General features: G+C 52.3%; 12 protein-coding genes. 2 read left to right on the top strand and 10 right to left on the bottom strand.

Features of this window, described 5'->3' with window-relative positions:
* On the top strand, nt 1–351 hold a 351-nt coding region (locus tag K0T92_RS16085; protein WP_219873497.1), incomplete at its 5' end, for a hypothetical protein.
* Nucleotides 352–404: 53 nt separating this feature from the next.
* Here K0T92_RS16085 and K0T92_RS16080 read toward each other — a convergent pair.
* From K0T92_RS16080 to hisS, 4 genes are read right to left on the bottom strand one after another with little or no spacing between them, the layout of a single operon-like run.
* Nucleotides 405–1,067 carry a YdeI/OmpD-associated family protein gene (locus tag K0T92_RS16080; protein ID WP_219873496.1) on the bottom strand — a complete coding sequence of 221 codons (663 nt, stop codon included), beginning with the start codon at nt 1,065–1,067 and terminating at the stop codon, nt 405–407.
* A complete protein-coding gene (locus K0T92_RS16075) occupies nt 1,064–1,819 on the bottom strand; it encodes a tRNA threonylcarbamoyladenosine dehydratase (protein WP_219873495.1) in 756 nt (251 codons plus the stop codon). The genes K0T92_RS16080 and K0T92_RS16075 overlap by 4 nt, the downstream gene beginning before the upstream one ends.
* Before the next feature lie 57 nt (nt 1,820–1,876).
* Nucleotides 1,877–3,685: an aspartate--tRNA ligase gene (gene aspS, locus K0T92_RS16070; protein ID WP_219873494.1), complete on the bottom strand. Its 1,809-nt coding sequence runs from the start codon at nt 3,683–3,685 to the stop codon at nt 1,877–1,879.
* 6 nt (nt 3,686–3,691) lie between these two features.
* On the bottom strand, nt 3,692–4,972 hold the full coding sequence (gene hisS, locus K0T92_RS16065) for a histidine--tRNA ligase (RefSeq protein WP_219873493.1): 1,281 nt from the start codon (nt 4,970–4,972) through the stop codon (nt 3,692–3,694).
* Between the two features lie 496 nt (nt 4,973–5,468).
* On the opposite strand from hisS, the gene K0T92_RS16060 reads away from it, so the two are divergent.
* Nucleotides 5,469–6,377: a hypothetical protein gene (locus tag K0T92_RS16060; protein ID WP_343223723.1), complete on the top strand. Its 909-nt coding sequence runs from the start codon at nt 5,469–5,471 to the stop codon at nt 6,375–6,377.
* A 1,080-nt stretch (nt 6,378–7,457) separates the two neighbouring features.
* On the opposite strand, the gene K0T92_RS16055 is transcribed toward K0T92_RS16060, so the two are convergent.
* The 6 genes from K0T92_RS16055 to recJ form a co-directional block, all read right to left on the bottom strand.
* Nucleotides 7,458–8,996 carry a coproporphyrinogen III oxidase gene (locus K0T92_RS16055; RefSeq protein WP_219873491.1) on the bottom strand — a complete coding sequence of 513 codons (1,539 nt, stop codon included), beginning with the start codon at nt 8,994–8,996 and terminating at the stop codon, nt 7,458–7,460.
* Nucleotides 8,997–9,013: 17 nt separating this feature from the next.
* A complete protein-coding gene (locus tag K0T92_RS16050; RefSeq protein WP_219873490.1) occupies nt 9,014–9,190 on the bottom strand; it encodes a hypothetical protein in 177 nt (58 codons plus the stop codon).
* A 159-nt stretch (nt 9,191–9,349) separates the two neighbouring features.
* Nucleotides 9,350–9,793: a D-aminoacyl-tRNA deacylase gene (gene dtd, locus K0T92_RS16045; protein WP_219873489.1), complete on the bottom strand. Its 444-nt coding sequence runs from the start codon at nt 9,791–9,793 to the stop codon at nt 9,350–9,352.
* A 43-nt stretch (nt 9,794–9,836) separates the two neighbouring features.
* Entirely contained in the window at nt 9,837–12,020 is a 2,184-nt protein-coding gene (locus K0T92_RS16040; RefSeq protein ID WP_219873511.1) for a RelA/SpoT family protein, read from the bottom strand.
* A gap of 247 nt (nt 12,021–12,267) precedes the next feature.
* The gene (locus tag K0T92_RS16035) at nt 12,268–12,780 is read right to left on the bottom strand and encodes an adenine phosphoribosyltransferase (RefSeq protein WP_219873488.1); all 513 of its coding nucleotides are present in this window, start codon (nt 12,778–12,780) and stop codon (nt 12,268–12,270) included.
* Nucleotides 12,777–15,266, bottom strand: coding sequence for a single-stranded-DNA-specific exonuclease RecJ (recJ, locus tag K0T92_RS16030; RefSeq protein ID WP_219873487.1), 2,490 nt, complete (start codon nt 15,264–15,266; stop codon nt 12,777–12,779). Before recJ ends, K0T92_RS16035 begins: the two co-directional genes overlap by 4 nt.
* Between the last annotated feature and the right edge of the window lie 32 nt (nt 15,267–15,298).

Below are 15,298 nucleotides of genomic sequence, written 5' to 3'. Positions count from 1 at the left end.
GATACGATTGTAGGCAAGAGGTTTCCTTTCCGTAGGGGTGTCGTTACTATCTACGGTACAGGAACCTCTTCTTTTTGTAAAATTCCCCTCTGTATTTGGTGCTTGTGGTTCTTTGCAAAATTTCTGCCGTTAAGGAGAAAAGAAGGTGAAATACCTGCGCTCTGGCAGGCATTTCACCTTTATGGGGCTAGAAACGAGCAAATACATGCCGTTTCGCAGGTTTCGCCTAGCTCGCGCATCGCGTACTACGCATCTCGCTTGTCTCGGCGTTTGAATTATGGATCGTCCTCTGGTGAGGAGCATATCAAATGTCCCATGATCGCAGGCATTCCGCATCGTACAGCTTCTTAAAGTGGGAGTTGGGAATTCCATAAAGAACTTTCTGGACAACTCCCTCTGCCTTTTTATCCTTTGTCCGATGGACGCTTGAGCTTACCCTGCAGCTTCTCGATCGTCCCCACAATCCGGTTCGCGCGCGTCTCTTCCTTCACGGATTCGTTAATCCAACGGATATACTCCTTGCGATGCGACGGGGCAAGTCCAGTGAAGAACGCCTCCGCCTCTGGCGCATTGGCAAACGCAGCTGTCAAATCCTGCGGTACGACAAGATCCTGCTCCGAAGAAGCCGCGCGGTCCGATTTGCTCGACGATGCACGACGTGACCCCGCGCCGCTCTTAATGGCATCCTTTGGACGCAGTCTCATTGCTGACCACGTATCATCAATCGAGATGAGCGCAATGCCTTCCCAGCCCTCGTCATGAACTGATTTCCAGCCGCGGTCGCGGTTCAAATCGCTTTTCAGCTTGGAAGTGCCCTTGGGGTAGCAGATCCACAGGAGTCCATCCCGCTTCACCGCCTCCAGCGCTTCAGGAGCATGCTCCTCCAGATCTGCGATATCCTTCGCGAACAGCTGGACGAAATCATAGGTGCCCGCCTTGCTTTTATCATACACGGTCGATTCTTCGCCAAGCTCCAGCTCTTCCACATATGCTTCGTATGGAGGCTGCAGAACCAGCGCGGAAATGCCATGCGATAGCTTCAGCTTTTTCATAAGCTCAATATTCATTGTGTCTGTCCTCCTGAGGCCAACAAGTCCTTAACGACTACACTTACCATAATAAGCCCGGCTACAGGCGGCACAAAAGCATTGCTCGCCGGTGGCTGCTGCGCTTTGCGGATTTCCGGAGCATGCTCAGGCACGATCCGCTGCGTGACATCCTCACGCGGCTTCTGCGGCTCTTCTGTAGAGAATACGACCTTGACGCCCTTCTTGATCCCTTCCTTGCGCAGCCGCTGCCGTACAACTCGGGCAATGGGGTCCATGGAGGTCTTCGAAATGTCCGCCACCTGAAACCGGGTAGGATCCATCTTGTTCGCAGCGCCCATGCTCGATATAATCGGGATTTTGCGCTCCAGGCATTGCTTGATCAGATGGATCTTGTACGAAATGGTGTCCGAAGCATCCACCACATAATCAAGCGGATACTCGAACAGCTTCTCATACGTTTCCTCGGTGTAGAACATCCGCAGTGAAATGGCCTCGCATTCCGGATTAATGAGCTGGATCCGGTCACGCATCAAGTCCGCCTTGGGCTGTCCGACGGTTGTTGTAAGCGCATGTATCTGCCGGTTAATATTCGTGATGTCCACAACGTCCTTATCGATCAGAATAAGACGCCCTACTCCGGTTCTCGCCAGCGCCTCTGCCGCAATTGAACCGACGCCGCCAATGCCAAGAACAGCAACTGTGCTCCCCTTCATGAGCTCAAGTCCTTCCGGACCGATAGCAAGCTCTGTACGTGAGAATTGATGCAGCATTATGTTAACGCCTCCTTAGGCCAACAGAACTGGCATGATAACCCATCTGCAGCGGGATTAATTCTGCGTGCCGCCAGTTGCCGCCGCCTCAGGCTGCTTGACTGGCTTTGGAATGGTGCGGATATGCAGCTGCTGAAGCTGCGACAGCTCGACTTCCGACGGCGCATCGCATAGAAGATCTGTTGCGCTTGCTGTCTTAGGGAATGCGATCGTCTCACGCAGATTCGTACGTCCTGCAAGAAGCATAACCAGTCGGTCGAAGCCAAACGCAATGCCGCCATGCGGTGGCGTACCGTATTCAAACGCATCCAGCAAAAATCCGAACTTCTCATGCGCTTCCTCTGGGGAGAAGCCAAGCGCTTTGAACATTTGCTCCTGCACATCACGCTTATAAATACGCATCGAACCGCCGCCCACCTCATAGCCGTTCAACACGAGGTCATACGCCTGCGCCCGAATTTGGCCTGGGTCGCTCTCGAACAAGTGAACATCCTCATCATGCGGACGAGTGAACGGATGATGCTCGGCTACATAACGTTTCGCCTCTTCATCCCAGCCCAGCAGCGGGAAGTCAACCACCCATGCGAATTTGAACTCCGACTCGTTGATCAGGCCAAGATCCTTGCCGATCTTCAGGCGCAGGTTGCCAAGAACGTCAGCAACGACCTTCTTCTTATCCGCTGAGAACAGCAGGAGGTCGCCCTCTTCCACGGCAAGACGCTCGGTAAGCGCAGCAATCTCTTCCGGCTTGAAAAACTTCACGATCGGTCCGCGCCATTCGCCTTCCTTCACCGTGACCCATGCAAGACCTTTGCCGCCGTAACGCGCCGCGAACGGCTGCAGGTCGTCAAGCTCCTTGCGGCTCCAGCTGGCACATCCTTTGGCATTCAACGCTTTAACAACACCGCCGCCTGCCGCTACAGATGCGAATACCTTCACATCACTGCTCGATACGATATCGGTGATGTCCTCCATCTCAAGTCCAAAGCGCAGGTCCGGCTTATCCGAACCATATTTGTTCATCGCATCCGCATACGTGATCCGCTGGAATGGCACAGGAAGATCAACACCAACGGTTTCCTTGAACAGCTTGACAGCAAGCTGCTCCATCAAATCAAGCAATTGATCCTGGGACAAGAAGGAGGTCTCAATGTCCACTTGGGTAAATTCCGGCTGGCGGTCTGCACGCAGATCCTCGTCGCGGAAGCAGCGGGCGATCTGATAATAGCGCTCAACACCACTGACCATGAGCAATTGCTTGAAAATTTGCGGCGATTGCGGCAAAGCGAAAAATTCGCCTTGATGAACGCGGCTTGGCACCAAATAATCGCGTGCCCCTTCCGGGGTGCTTTTCGTCAGGATCGGTGTTTCTACATCAATGAAGCCTTCGCCGTCGAGGAAGTCGCGGAATATCTTCGCCGATTTGGAACGAAGAAGCAGCGTCTTCTGCATTTCAGGACGACGCAGGTCAAGATAACGATATTTCAATCGAATCGACTCATCCACCTCTACGCCATCCTCAATTGGGAACGGCGGTGTTTTGGCCGCATTCATAATTTCAATTTCCGTTACGCGGATTTCAATTTCACCCGTTGCGATGTTCGTATTGACAGTCTCAGAGTCGCGCTCCACCACTTGACCTTTGACAGCAAGGACGAACTCATTACGGGCACGGTCGGCAATCGCCAGCGCATCACCGGAGAAATCAGGGTTGAACACGATTTGTACAATCCCTGTACGGTCACGCAGATCAATAAACAATACGCCTCCAAGATCGCGACGGCGCTGTACCCAGCCGTTCAGTGTTACGGTTTGGCCGACTTCCGCTTTGGAAAGCTGGCCGCAAGAATGAGTTTTCAACATCATAATCAATTACACTCCCTTATTATTAATATTCGTTAATGACGCACCAATAATTACATCCGCCAGTTCCTGAAGCGGAACAACCCGCTGCTCGCCTGTGGACATATCCTTCAAAGCGATCTCGCCCCGCTCAAGCTCGTCATCGCCAAGAATGGCCGTGTAACGCACCTGCAGCCGATCCGCAGATTTCATCTGCGCCTTCATCTTGCGGCCTTGGTAATCCCGCTCGGCGGCGATGCCGCGCAGCCTCAGGCCATGCAGCAGCCTCGTGACCTCGCGATCCGCCGCTTCGCCAAGACCAACCAGATAAACATCGACACCACTCAGGTTGTCGAGCTCCACGCCCTGCTTCTCGAGCAGAATAACTGTCCGCTCCAGACCAAGACCGAGACCGACGCCCGGCTGATCGGGGCCCCCGATATCCGCTACAAGCCCGTTGTAGCGTCCGCCTCCGCCGATCGTATCGATGGCGCCGATGCCTTCAGCTTTGAATTCGAAGGCCGTGTGTGTATAGTAGTCAAGTCCGCGCACAAGCCTCGGATTAATCGTGAACGGAATATTCATACCGCTCAGGTGGCCTTGAAGCGCATCGAAGTGCGTCTGGCATTCCTCATCCAGACTATCAAGAATCGACGGGGCGCCTTCGAAGTGCTGCTGATCAACCTTGCAGTCCAGCACCCTAAGCGGATTGCGGTCGATCCGTGACTGGCAGTCCTTGCAGAGCAGCTCGCGCTTGGGCTCAAGGAACTGCAGCAGCCGCTCGCGGAATGCCGCCCTTACAGCAGGTGTGCCTACGGAGTTAATCTCAACCCCTACCCCCTTCAGACCGACCTCTGTATAGAAGGTGTAGCCAAGCGCGATCACCTCCGCATCGAGCGCAGGATCGACAGCGCCCAGCGCTTCAACACCAAACTGGTGGAATTGCCGATAGCGTCCTGCTTGTTGGCGCTCATACCGGAACATAGGGCCGATGTAATACAGCTTCGTCAAATCCGGCTCGCCATACAGCTTGTTCTCTACAAAAGCGCGAACAGCTCCAGCCGTTCCTTCCGGTCTCAGTGTAATGCTGCGATTGCCGCGATCCATGAACGTGTACATCTCTTTCTCTACAACATCGGTTGTCTCGCCAACACTGCGCTGGTACAATTCCGTTGCTTCAAAGATCGGCGTGCGAATTTCGCGAAAATTAAACCGTCGGCAAATATCACGCGCTTTGCTCTCTACGAACTGCCAGCGCTCGACTGCGCCCGGCAGAAAATCCTGCGTGCCTGGCTGTTTCTGAAATCCCATAGCTATCCCCCTATTCAATTCAGCTTCTCAAACATCAAAAAAGCCCCCGTCCTCCACCTCAAACAAGGCAAAGGGACGAGAGCTGCGCATTTGCTAAGCTACCGTGGTACCACCCACACTTTCGAAATGTCCGATGTCCGAATAGACATCTGCATTTCGCTTGATCGGTTAACGCCCGACTACGCAGACCGGCTAATGATTAGCTGGCAATGGTTCGCCAACATATGTTCACCGACTGTCCTCCGGGAAGTCTGTCCGTTCATACACGCCAAGGATTCTTGCAGCCATGGAATCCCTCTCTGGGTAGGTGCTCACTGAACGACGCGGTCCCTTCACTGGATCGACATCATATAACAATTATTTCTCATTGTAGCGATGCAGCTGCTCCCTGTCAAGAGGTGCACATCCAGCTGCTGTTCAGCACGGGCTCAATATAGATCATGCATGAAAATGCACTCTTACAGAATAGGTTATTTTGTCGAATTATGTAGAAAGAATGAGTATTTTGTACGATAACCAATATATAGAAATTATTTCATACATATGGTATATTTCAGTGGTACCGGTACATTTGATCACAAAATCACATTATGATAAGGAGTGTTTGTTGATTATGTCAAGAGTTCATTCAAAACTATCCTACACCGTTTTATCATTCGTTTTGCTGCTTGCTGTTTTCATATCGATACCTCCGCAAAATGCACAGGCTCAGCCCAACACAGTTGATTTGGTTAATGCCTCTATGAGTGGATACTTTGGCGGTCTCTTCTTCGGTGGTGGCATTGAAGTAGATGATCTGAACTATACGAAGCAGGTTAAAGTAGTTTGGCGGGTAAATAGCGGATCGTGGACAGAGACTTCCGCATCCTACGTACGCGACACAACGAACAACCATGAATTGTGGAGTTTCTATTCCGATATTGAAGAAAGTTATGAAGATTTGTCCAGCGGTTATTTGGAGTTCAAAGTCAAATACGTTGTCAATGGACAAACCTATTGGGATACAAATGGCGGCAGCAACTACAAGCTGAGCTTTGGTTCTGCTGCTCCATCGTTTGCGATAGGCAATCCGCCTGTAAGAGTCAATTTCAGTGAAGTGCCGTACAGCAGCAGTTACTTTGATACAACTGCAAACGTGGCTCATTTCGGAGTATTCGTTAAAAATCTGGGATTTAGCAAAACCGTAAAAGTCCGCTACTCCACCGACAACTGGGCTACCTATTCCGAGGCTTCCCTGGCTTACGATACCGCAGTAAGCAATAGCGGCAGCACACTCGAATCCTGGAAAGCCTCTGTACCGGTCAGTAGTACAGTCAACAACATCAAGTACAGCATCTCCTACACCGTCAACGGAGTTACCTACTGGGACAACAACCTCGGATTAAACTACGAATTCAACCGTTAATCAAAACAATAATTACGAACCGCAAACGACTGCCGTCTGATACAAAATCAGGCGGCAGTTTTAAGTTGAACGATTGAATTGAACATTAGAGCCGCTGCGCCGGGGAATGTTCTTACGATCGCTGTTGTTCCCGGAATTCTTGAATTTATGTTGTGCACAGTGGAATTCCGGGAACAAAGGCGAACGCTAACGCTTCTCCAGAAACATTCCCCTGCTCCGCTCTGTTGTTCTTTCTCTCATTCACTTATTGGGATAAAGTAAACATCTACGCATCACAGAACGATGCGTTTCTGTAAAAACCGTTTGTGAGCATCGTAATGACCTTACTTCCTCGCAGCTTCACTCGCAACTCATTAACATTAGTCGAAACAGAGTGGACAAAAAACACAAGCTATTCGCGTCCCGGGAGGGACTCACAAGGGAGCACATTAGTGAAGCGGGTCCCGAAGGGACGTAAAGCGGGGAGAAGCACACACTCCGGTTGGTTCGTCTCTGCGGCAGTACCCGTTATTCGTTAGTCCCGAGAGGGACTCACAATGGAGCACTTCAGTGAAGCAGATCCCAAAGGGACGTAAAGCGGGGAGAAGCACACACCTTGGTTGGTTCGTCTCTGCGACAGCACCCGTTATTCGTTAGTCCCGGAAGGGACTCAGAAGGGAGCACGTCAGTGAAGCGGAGCCCGCAGGGACGTAAAATGGGGAGAAGCACACACTCCGGTTGGTTCGTCTCTGCGGCAGTACCCGTTATTCGTTAGTCCCGGGAGGGACTCACAAGGGAGCACATTAGTGAAGCGGGTCCCGAAGGGACGTAAAGCGGGGAGAAGCACATAATGAAAGGGGGACGCTACGGGGGAGCATATCGACAACAATCCGGGTGTCCAGAGGGCGGAGCCCTTGGGGTCCCCCTTCCAGGGGGATTTAGGGGGTAATCAAAAGAAAAAAACCTACAAACAAGTTGTAGGTCCATCAATAGTATATTCAAAAAAGGGGGTCGACTTTTATTATAGGCTGAGCATGTTAAAGGAACATTGAAATCAAGTTACAGTTCCATTACAAAAAATAAAGCGTTCGCACCTGAACCTTACACGCCTGTCGTCTCCAGCTGTGGCTGAATGCGGAACAGTTTGTTCAATGCCTCAATTTTCGCGTCGGTATAGGCCAAATAAGTCTCATTGTAGGCCTTGGGCTCTTTGGGATTAGCCAATCTGCTGATGACACCTGTCACCGGATCAACCCATTTGCTGGACGCGCCGCAGCCCAGACCTATAATCGACTGCATCTCTTCGATAATAAGAATATTATACAGACTTTCAATGCCAGGCTTTGCATAGCCGACATTCTCCAGATTGCCGAGTATATTTTTTTGCCGGTACAAATAATAAGGGACATAACCGAATTGATCCGTCCATTCCACAGCACGGCGCATCATCCGGTTGATCTCATTGCGTCCGGCAACCTTGTACTTGCCTTTGCCGCGGTGCTGCGTCATCTCCGAAGCGCGCTTGAATGACAGTGTGTGCACGGTTAACGATTCAGGCATCAGCTTCGCCGTCTCCGATAAAGTATGATCGAACTCCGCTTCGCCTTCGCCGGGAAGACCGATAATAAGATCCATATTAATATTTTCCATGCCGGAGTTTCTTGCCAGCTCGAATTTATCGATTGTTTCCTGCACTGTATGATGCCTGCCGATAAGATCGAGCGTTTCTTGCGTATAGGACTGCGGATTGATGCTGATCCGGTCGATTCCCCATTTGCTCAGAACAGCAAGCTTCTCTGGCGTGATCGTATCAGGTCTCCCCGCTTCAACCGTAATCTCGCGAACATTGCGGACATCCGGAAAATGGTCATACATAAGCGAATAAAGCTCATCCATCTCTTCCGCTGTAATGCTCGTAGGCGTACCGCCCCCGAAATAAATAGTCGTAATGCCGATGCCATTGCGCTTCAGCCATTGCCCAATCTCACGCATCTCATAGTGAAGCCCTGCAAGAAAGCCGCTCACAGAGCCTTGACGTCCATTGATATCATAAGCCGGAAAAGTGCAATAGGCGCACTTGGTCGGACAGAATGGAATTCCAATATAAATACTCACTTCGTTCCGTAAACGGTACAGATCAGGCAGCGCGCCAAGCTGGCTGTCAACAATGCGCTGCATGAGCGCAACCTTCTCATCCGCGATCAAGTAATCCTCCCGAAGCTCCTTGTGCGCACGCTCTGCCGGCACACCGCTGCGCAGCCGCTCATGCAGCAGCTTCGTCGGTCTGATCCCGGTCAGAATCCCCCACGGCTGCACAATCCCTGTATGCTGCTGCAGCACATCGAGCAGAACGAAACACATCGCCTGCTTGATCGATTTGCGCCGATCCTCAGGCGATGCTTGAGCAGCTGCGAGCCGTTCATGACGAGCGAAGAGCTCTACACTCCGCGTATGATCGGTCAGCTTGGCCGCAGAGGTGATCGTCGTACCGACAGTCTCTACTTCCAGCCTGATTCTCATATCCGCTGCGGCATGATCCCCATTGCCATACGAGGTCTTCACTTCCTCGTAGAACAGCGGAACGATATGAGACAGCGTTCGCTCGAACGAAGCCTCTTCCGCTTGTATATGAACGTGCATGTACAATCCATCCCCTTCTAAAAACCGCGTTCGCCCCTTGGCCCATGGCGTGGCGATGATGTTCCCGCCGCCCATTCTGCGGCTGCTTCAATATCCTCCTCGAACTCGGAGAATAGCAAGGCTTCCCGGCGATCCGGATGAAGCAGCCTTCTGGTGGAACGCTCTACCCCTTGCTCTTTGCGCGATTGATGCACTGCAGGCACACTCCTTCCGTTGATGCGCAAGCCCTGCTTCAGGACTTCTGTCGCTCCCGGCTAAGGCGGCGATGCGCAATTCTACGTAATCTAGTGTTCCCCGCAAATGCCAGTTCTAACACCTTGGCCTTAACGGATTCGCCAAGCCTTCCTGCTTGCTCAGCTCTTGCTGTCTATAATGATGGTAACCGGCCCCCAGTTAACGAGCGATACGTCCATCATTGCACCGAATCTCCCAGTTGCCACTGACAAGCCCCTTTCACGAAGCCGCATGTTAAAAAGGTCATACAGCGCTTCCGCTTGCTCCGGACGTGCAGCAGCCATGAAGTTCGGCCTTCTGCCCTTGCGGCAGTCGCCGTAGAGCGTAAATTGCGATACGGACAATATGCCCCCGTTCAAATCAAGCACCGAAAGATTCATCTTGCCGCTCTCATCCTCAAATATGCGCAGACCTGCTATTTTGTCAGCCATCCAGACGATGTCCGACTCCGTATCCTCATGCGTAATGCCCACCAGCAGCATCAGCCCCTGGTCAATGGCGCCTGCAATCTCGCCCTCAATCGTTACCGCTGCCTGCTTGCAGCGCTGCACAACAACCTTCATAGCGGCAATCCTCTCCACTCAGAGCGGTCAATCACTCTATCCGCTACTGCATGATGCGCTGGACGGAGTAAACGTCCTTCACTCGTTTAATTTTCTCGACTACAGACTGCAGATGTTCAATGTTGCGGATCAGAATCGTCATATGGATCATCGCCATCTTGTTCCGATCCGAGCGGCCTGATACGGCAGATATATTCGTCTTGCTCTCGGATACCGCCTGAAGCACCTCGTTCAGCAGACCTCTGCGGTCATGGCCCGTTATCTCGATATCTACGCTGTAATTCGCCTCAACCGACTGCTCCCATTCCACTTCAATAACACGAGCGGCTTCTTCCCCGTCCGTTCCGCCCGGAATGTTCTGACAATCGAGACGATGCACAGAAACTCCGCGGCCTCTCGTAATATAGCCGATAATCTCATCACCCGGAACCGGATTGCAGCAGCGCGCGAACCGAACGAGCAAATTGTCGACGCCTTTGACAGATATACCGTGTGTCGGACGTGATTTGCGAAGCGCCGGAGCCGTCTTCACTTCCTTCTTCTCATTCGTCAGCTCAATTTGGTTGGCTTCCTCGGCTTCCTTGCGCATTTTCTCCGTCAGCTTCGTCACGATCTGAGCCGCCGTAATACCGCCAAAGCCAATAGCCGACAACATATCTTCATTATCGTTAAAAGTGAATTTCGCCGCTGCTTCCTGCAGCTTGTCTTCCGTCAGGAAGGCTGACGGCTCCAGACTGAGCCGTTTCAGCTCGCGCTCAAGCAGATCGCGGCCCTTGGCGACATTCTCTTCCCGCTTCTCTTTCTTGAACCACTGCTTGATTTTGCTGCGGGCGTGGGAAGATTGCGCGATTTTGACCCAATCCTGGCTTGGTCCGTACGAATGCTTGGATGTCAGAATTTCGACAATATCCCCTGTCTTCAGCTTGTAATCAAGCGGTACGATCCGGCCATTGACTTTGGCGCCAATCGTCCGGTTCCCGACCTCAGTATGGATGCGATAGGCAAAATCAAGCGGAACAGCGCCCGCCGGCAGCTCAAACACCTCGCCCTTAGGTGTGAAAACAAACACAAGGTCAGAGAAAAAGTCCATTTTGAGCGACTCTACAAACTCCGAAGCATCGCTCGCCTCATGCTGAAGCTCAATAATTTCACGGAAGATCGTCATTTTCTCTTCAAAGCTGTCTCCCGGTACTACACTGCCTTCCTTATAGGCCCAGTGGGCTGCGATACCGAATTCGGAGGTGCGGTGCATGTCCCATGTACGGATCTGCACCTCTGTCGGCTCGCCTGTAGGCCCAATGACCGTCGTATGCAGCGACTGGTACATGTTCGCCTTGGGCATAGCAATATAGTCCTTGAACCGGCCCGGCATCGGCTTCCACAATGTATGGATAATGCCTAGCGTGGCGTAGCAATCTTTAATATTATCCACGATAATGCGGATCGCAAGCAGGTCATAAATTTCATTGAATTGCTTGCCCCGCGTAGTCATCTTCTTATAGATGCTGTAAATGTGCTTCGCTCTGCCTGAAATGTCGCCTTCGATGCCCATTTCATCCAGCTTCTCTGTAATCCTGCTAATCACATCAGAGATATATTGCTCACGTTCAGCCCGCTTCTTCTTCATCAGATTCGCGATTCTGTAATATTGCTGCGGGTTCAAATAGCGGAGGGCGATGTCCTCCATCTCCCACTTGATCGCCGATATACCAAGACGGTGCGCGATGGGACAGAAAATCTCCAGCGTCTCGTATGCAATGCGCCGCTGGGCCTCTTCCGATTGATACTTGATTGTCCGCATATTATGCAGTCTGTCTGCCAGCTTAATGAGTATGACACGAATATCCTGCGCCATGGCAACGAACATTTTTCGATAATTCTCGTTCTGCTGCTCTTCCTTGGAACGGAACTGGATCTTCTCAAGCTTCGTCAATCCATCCACAACCATGGCGCACGCATCACCAAACCGCGTTCTCACTTCTTCGAGCGGTACGGTTGTATCCTCGACGACATCATGCAGAAGTGCCGCAATAATCGACAGCACATCCATCTGCATGTTGACAAGAATTTCTGCGACGGCTACAGGATGAAGGATATAGGGCTCTCCTGATTTGCGCACTTGCCCGTAATGAGCCTGATCGGCAAATTCATAAGCTTCTTTAATTCGCTTCAAATCCTGTTCCTTCATGTATGTCGATGCTTTTTCGAGTAAATGATCAATGCCCATGCCCATGTATGTCCCTTTCCCGAACTTTGCGAACAGAACGCGCTCCGCATCCGATTAACTTATACAACTATAATGGAGCCCTAACAAAAAATAACCGCAGAAGCGGCCGCGAATTTTCAACCCGAGGTTTTCTACTATTATGCCTGTTTCATAGGCTTTCCGTCAACCCGGTCCGCCGGAACGCAAGGGGCTCCAAACAAGCAACGGCCCCCTCGCATAAAGCGATGAAGGCCGTTATTAGAATTCCTTAATATGTTATTAGTGAGAAGACATCCAGTCCATCAAGCTTATCCCGGCCATCCAAGTAACCAAGCTCGATTAGAAATGCTGCCCCGACAGGCACGCCGCCAAGCTGCTTAATCAGATTGATTGTCGTAGCAATCGTGCCGCCAGTTGCAAGCAGATCGTCCGCAATCAGAACACGCTGCCCAGGCTTGATCGCATCACGATGCACGGCCAGCTTGTCTTTGCCGTATTCGAGGTCATAGCTTGCTTCTACTACTGCTCCCGGCAGCTTGCCGCTCTTGCGAATTGGAACGAACCCCACTCCAAGCGCTGTTGCGAGCGGCGCCCCGATAATGAAGCCGCGTGCTTCCGGGCCTGCTATGAGGTCAATTTCTTTGTCAGCGACCGCTTCCTTAATCGCCCCTATCGCCGAGCGGTATACTTCTCCATTGTTGATCAGTGTCGTAATATCCTTGAACCGAATGCCCGGCTGTGGAAAATCTGGAATTACGCGGATGTAGTCTTTATAATTCATGATACACTCACTCCCTCATTCTTGGATAATGGCATTGACTCCACCTGCTGGCCAATCCAGGCCGTTAACTGCTTTGCATCGGCGAAAAGTATCGCTTCCGATTCCAGCCTATGCTGCGCCTCGCGGAATGAAGCAGAATGTGTCAGATCTTTCTTTATTGGCATAGGAACGAGCACTAGCTGACCGTCCCGCGACTCTATAAATTCCAGTTCTTTGAATACCTGCAGCATATAAGCAAGGCTCCTGCCGTCGACGGGGTACCCCAGCATAACAGCGAGCCGTTCCGCGCTGCCCGCCTCCGCAATCGGGCACACTCTTCTGAGCGTCCCGTACAAGCGTCCGAATTGCTCCCGATCCGTTGTCAGCAGAGGTTCAGCGGCATCAACCCCCCGCTTGAAAGAGCTGCTGTTGCTGCTATTGCTATTCGCATGCATCCCAGGGGCAGAGCCAGTCTCGTCATAAAGCGCATAGACAGCCTCAAGCTCCTGGCAGCAGCCGATCACTGCAGCAAGCTTATCCGTTGCCGGAGGCCTGCCTATGAGGATTAGCTCCCGGCACGGCCTGGAGCTCTCGCGAAATTCATCATAGGTCCATATGCCAATGCCTTTTGGCCAATTTGCAGTTGGCGGCAGTTCCTCAATCGCTTCCCGCCACGGATCAGAAGGGACCAGGATCGCCCCCTGCTCGATTGCAGCCTTTTGCAGCCATTGTCCGATAACGGAGAGTGATTCATGCTGCGACCGCCTGTCGTACAGACGCACATGCCCGATGCGCATATCCTGTACGACAAACTGCGCTTTGCGCTGACCGTTCCACTCGTTGACACTAAGCTCCCCCACCAGCTCAAGCGCAGCCCCGTCTGTCAATTTATGAGCCAGCGGCCCTAAACCGAAACCAATTGCATCAAGCAGCTTGCCTTCTCCGCTTAGAGTCAGCTTAAGATGCGTGCTATCTTTGCCTATAACCCGCCGGTCGGCAAGAGCGGCATCCTGCAGCAGCAGGCGCGGGGCAGCATTGCCGATTCCAAACGGCTCAAGCTGCATCAGCTGATTAAGCACATCAAGCGTAGCGTCCTCAATCGTGCAGGCAAGATCGATTGCCGTCTTCGCTACCCATTGCTCGCTGCTGAGCCATTCATCCGCCAGCTTGCCGAGCCTTGTCTCCAGTTCGCCGAGCTGATCTCTATGCAGACTCATTCCGGCAGCAGCCTGATGACCGCCATAGTGCAGCAGCAGGTCCTCACATGCTGTCAATGCCGCATGAAGATCATAACCTTCGATTGAACGGGCGGAGCCCTTGCACATTCCTGTCTCCGGATCAATGCCTAGAATAAGGGTTGGCTTATAGCATCTTTCTACGAGCTTTGATGCGACAATTCCGACCACGCCGACATTCCAGCCCTCTCCTGCCAATACGATGACAGATGGCTCGGGTCGTCCCGCTTCGGCACATTCCTTGCATCTATTCGCCCACATGCCATACGCTTCCTGCACGGTCTCCTCCACGATCCGCTGTCGTTCCCGATTAAGCGTATCGAGATATTGAGCGGCTGCTTGCGCTCCTTGCTCGTCCGATTCCGTCAACAGCCGAACCGCCGCTTCCGCATGCTGCAATCTGCCTGCTGCATTGATTCGGGGTGCCATGCCGAAGGCAACATTGGCTGCAGTTACAACCGGCAGTTCGATTCCGGCAACTTCAGCCAAAGCGCGAAAGCCAGGCTTCTCCGTGCTGCGAAGCTCATCCAGCCCTAGCCGCACCAACACTCTGTTCTCATCCGTAAGCGGCATCAGATCCGCGATCGTGCCAAGCGCAACGATATCCGTCCACTCCACCGGCGGCTCTCCCAGCAGCGCCTCGGCAAGCTTGAAAGCTACCCCGACGCCAGCGAGCCCTTTGAACGGATATGGACAATCATGCTGCTTGGGATTAATAAGCGCAAGCGCAGCCGGAAGCTCGTGAGGGGGTTCATGATGATCGGTTACAATAACATCAATCCCCCGTGCGTTGGCATGAGCAATTTGCTCCACGGCACTTATACCGGTATCGACAGTTACGAGCAGCGTTACACCTGCATCTGCCGCTTTGTCGATTGCCCCGGCATTCAATCCGTAGCCTTCCAATGTCCGATGAGGAATATAATAGTCAAACTTCAGCCCCAGCCGCTGAAACAAGAAGTTCATAAGTGTTGTAGAGGAAACGCCGTCCGCATCATAATCACCATAGATCCGAACAAATTCTCCCCGCTCCCTGGCCAGCTGAATTCGTTCAACTGCGGCGCCCATGCCTTTCAGCAGAAAAGGATCATGCAGACATTCCAGACCGCCCTGCAAAAAAATACGCGCCTTCTCCTCCTCATCAAATCCGCGCTGCACGAGCAGCTTCGCAACGAGAGGCGGCAATGACAGCTTTCCTGCAAGCAGCGATGCACGCTGCATGCCTTCAGGGTCCAGCTCAGCTACCATCCAGCGTGTTCGCGATTGTAACAAGGCAGTACCCTCCTTCATCCTTCACTGTTCTA

The organism is Paenibacillus oenotherae, from assembly GCF_019443105.1.
GTDB lineage: Bacteria > Bacillota > Bacilli > Paenibacillales > Paenibacillaceae > Paenibacillus_Z > Paenibacillus_Z oenotherae.
The sequence above is the reverse complement of the archived record's forward strand: the minus strand, read 5'-3'. Positions and strand labels throughout refer to the sequence as shown.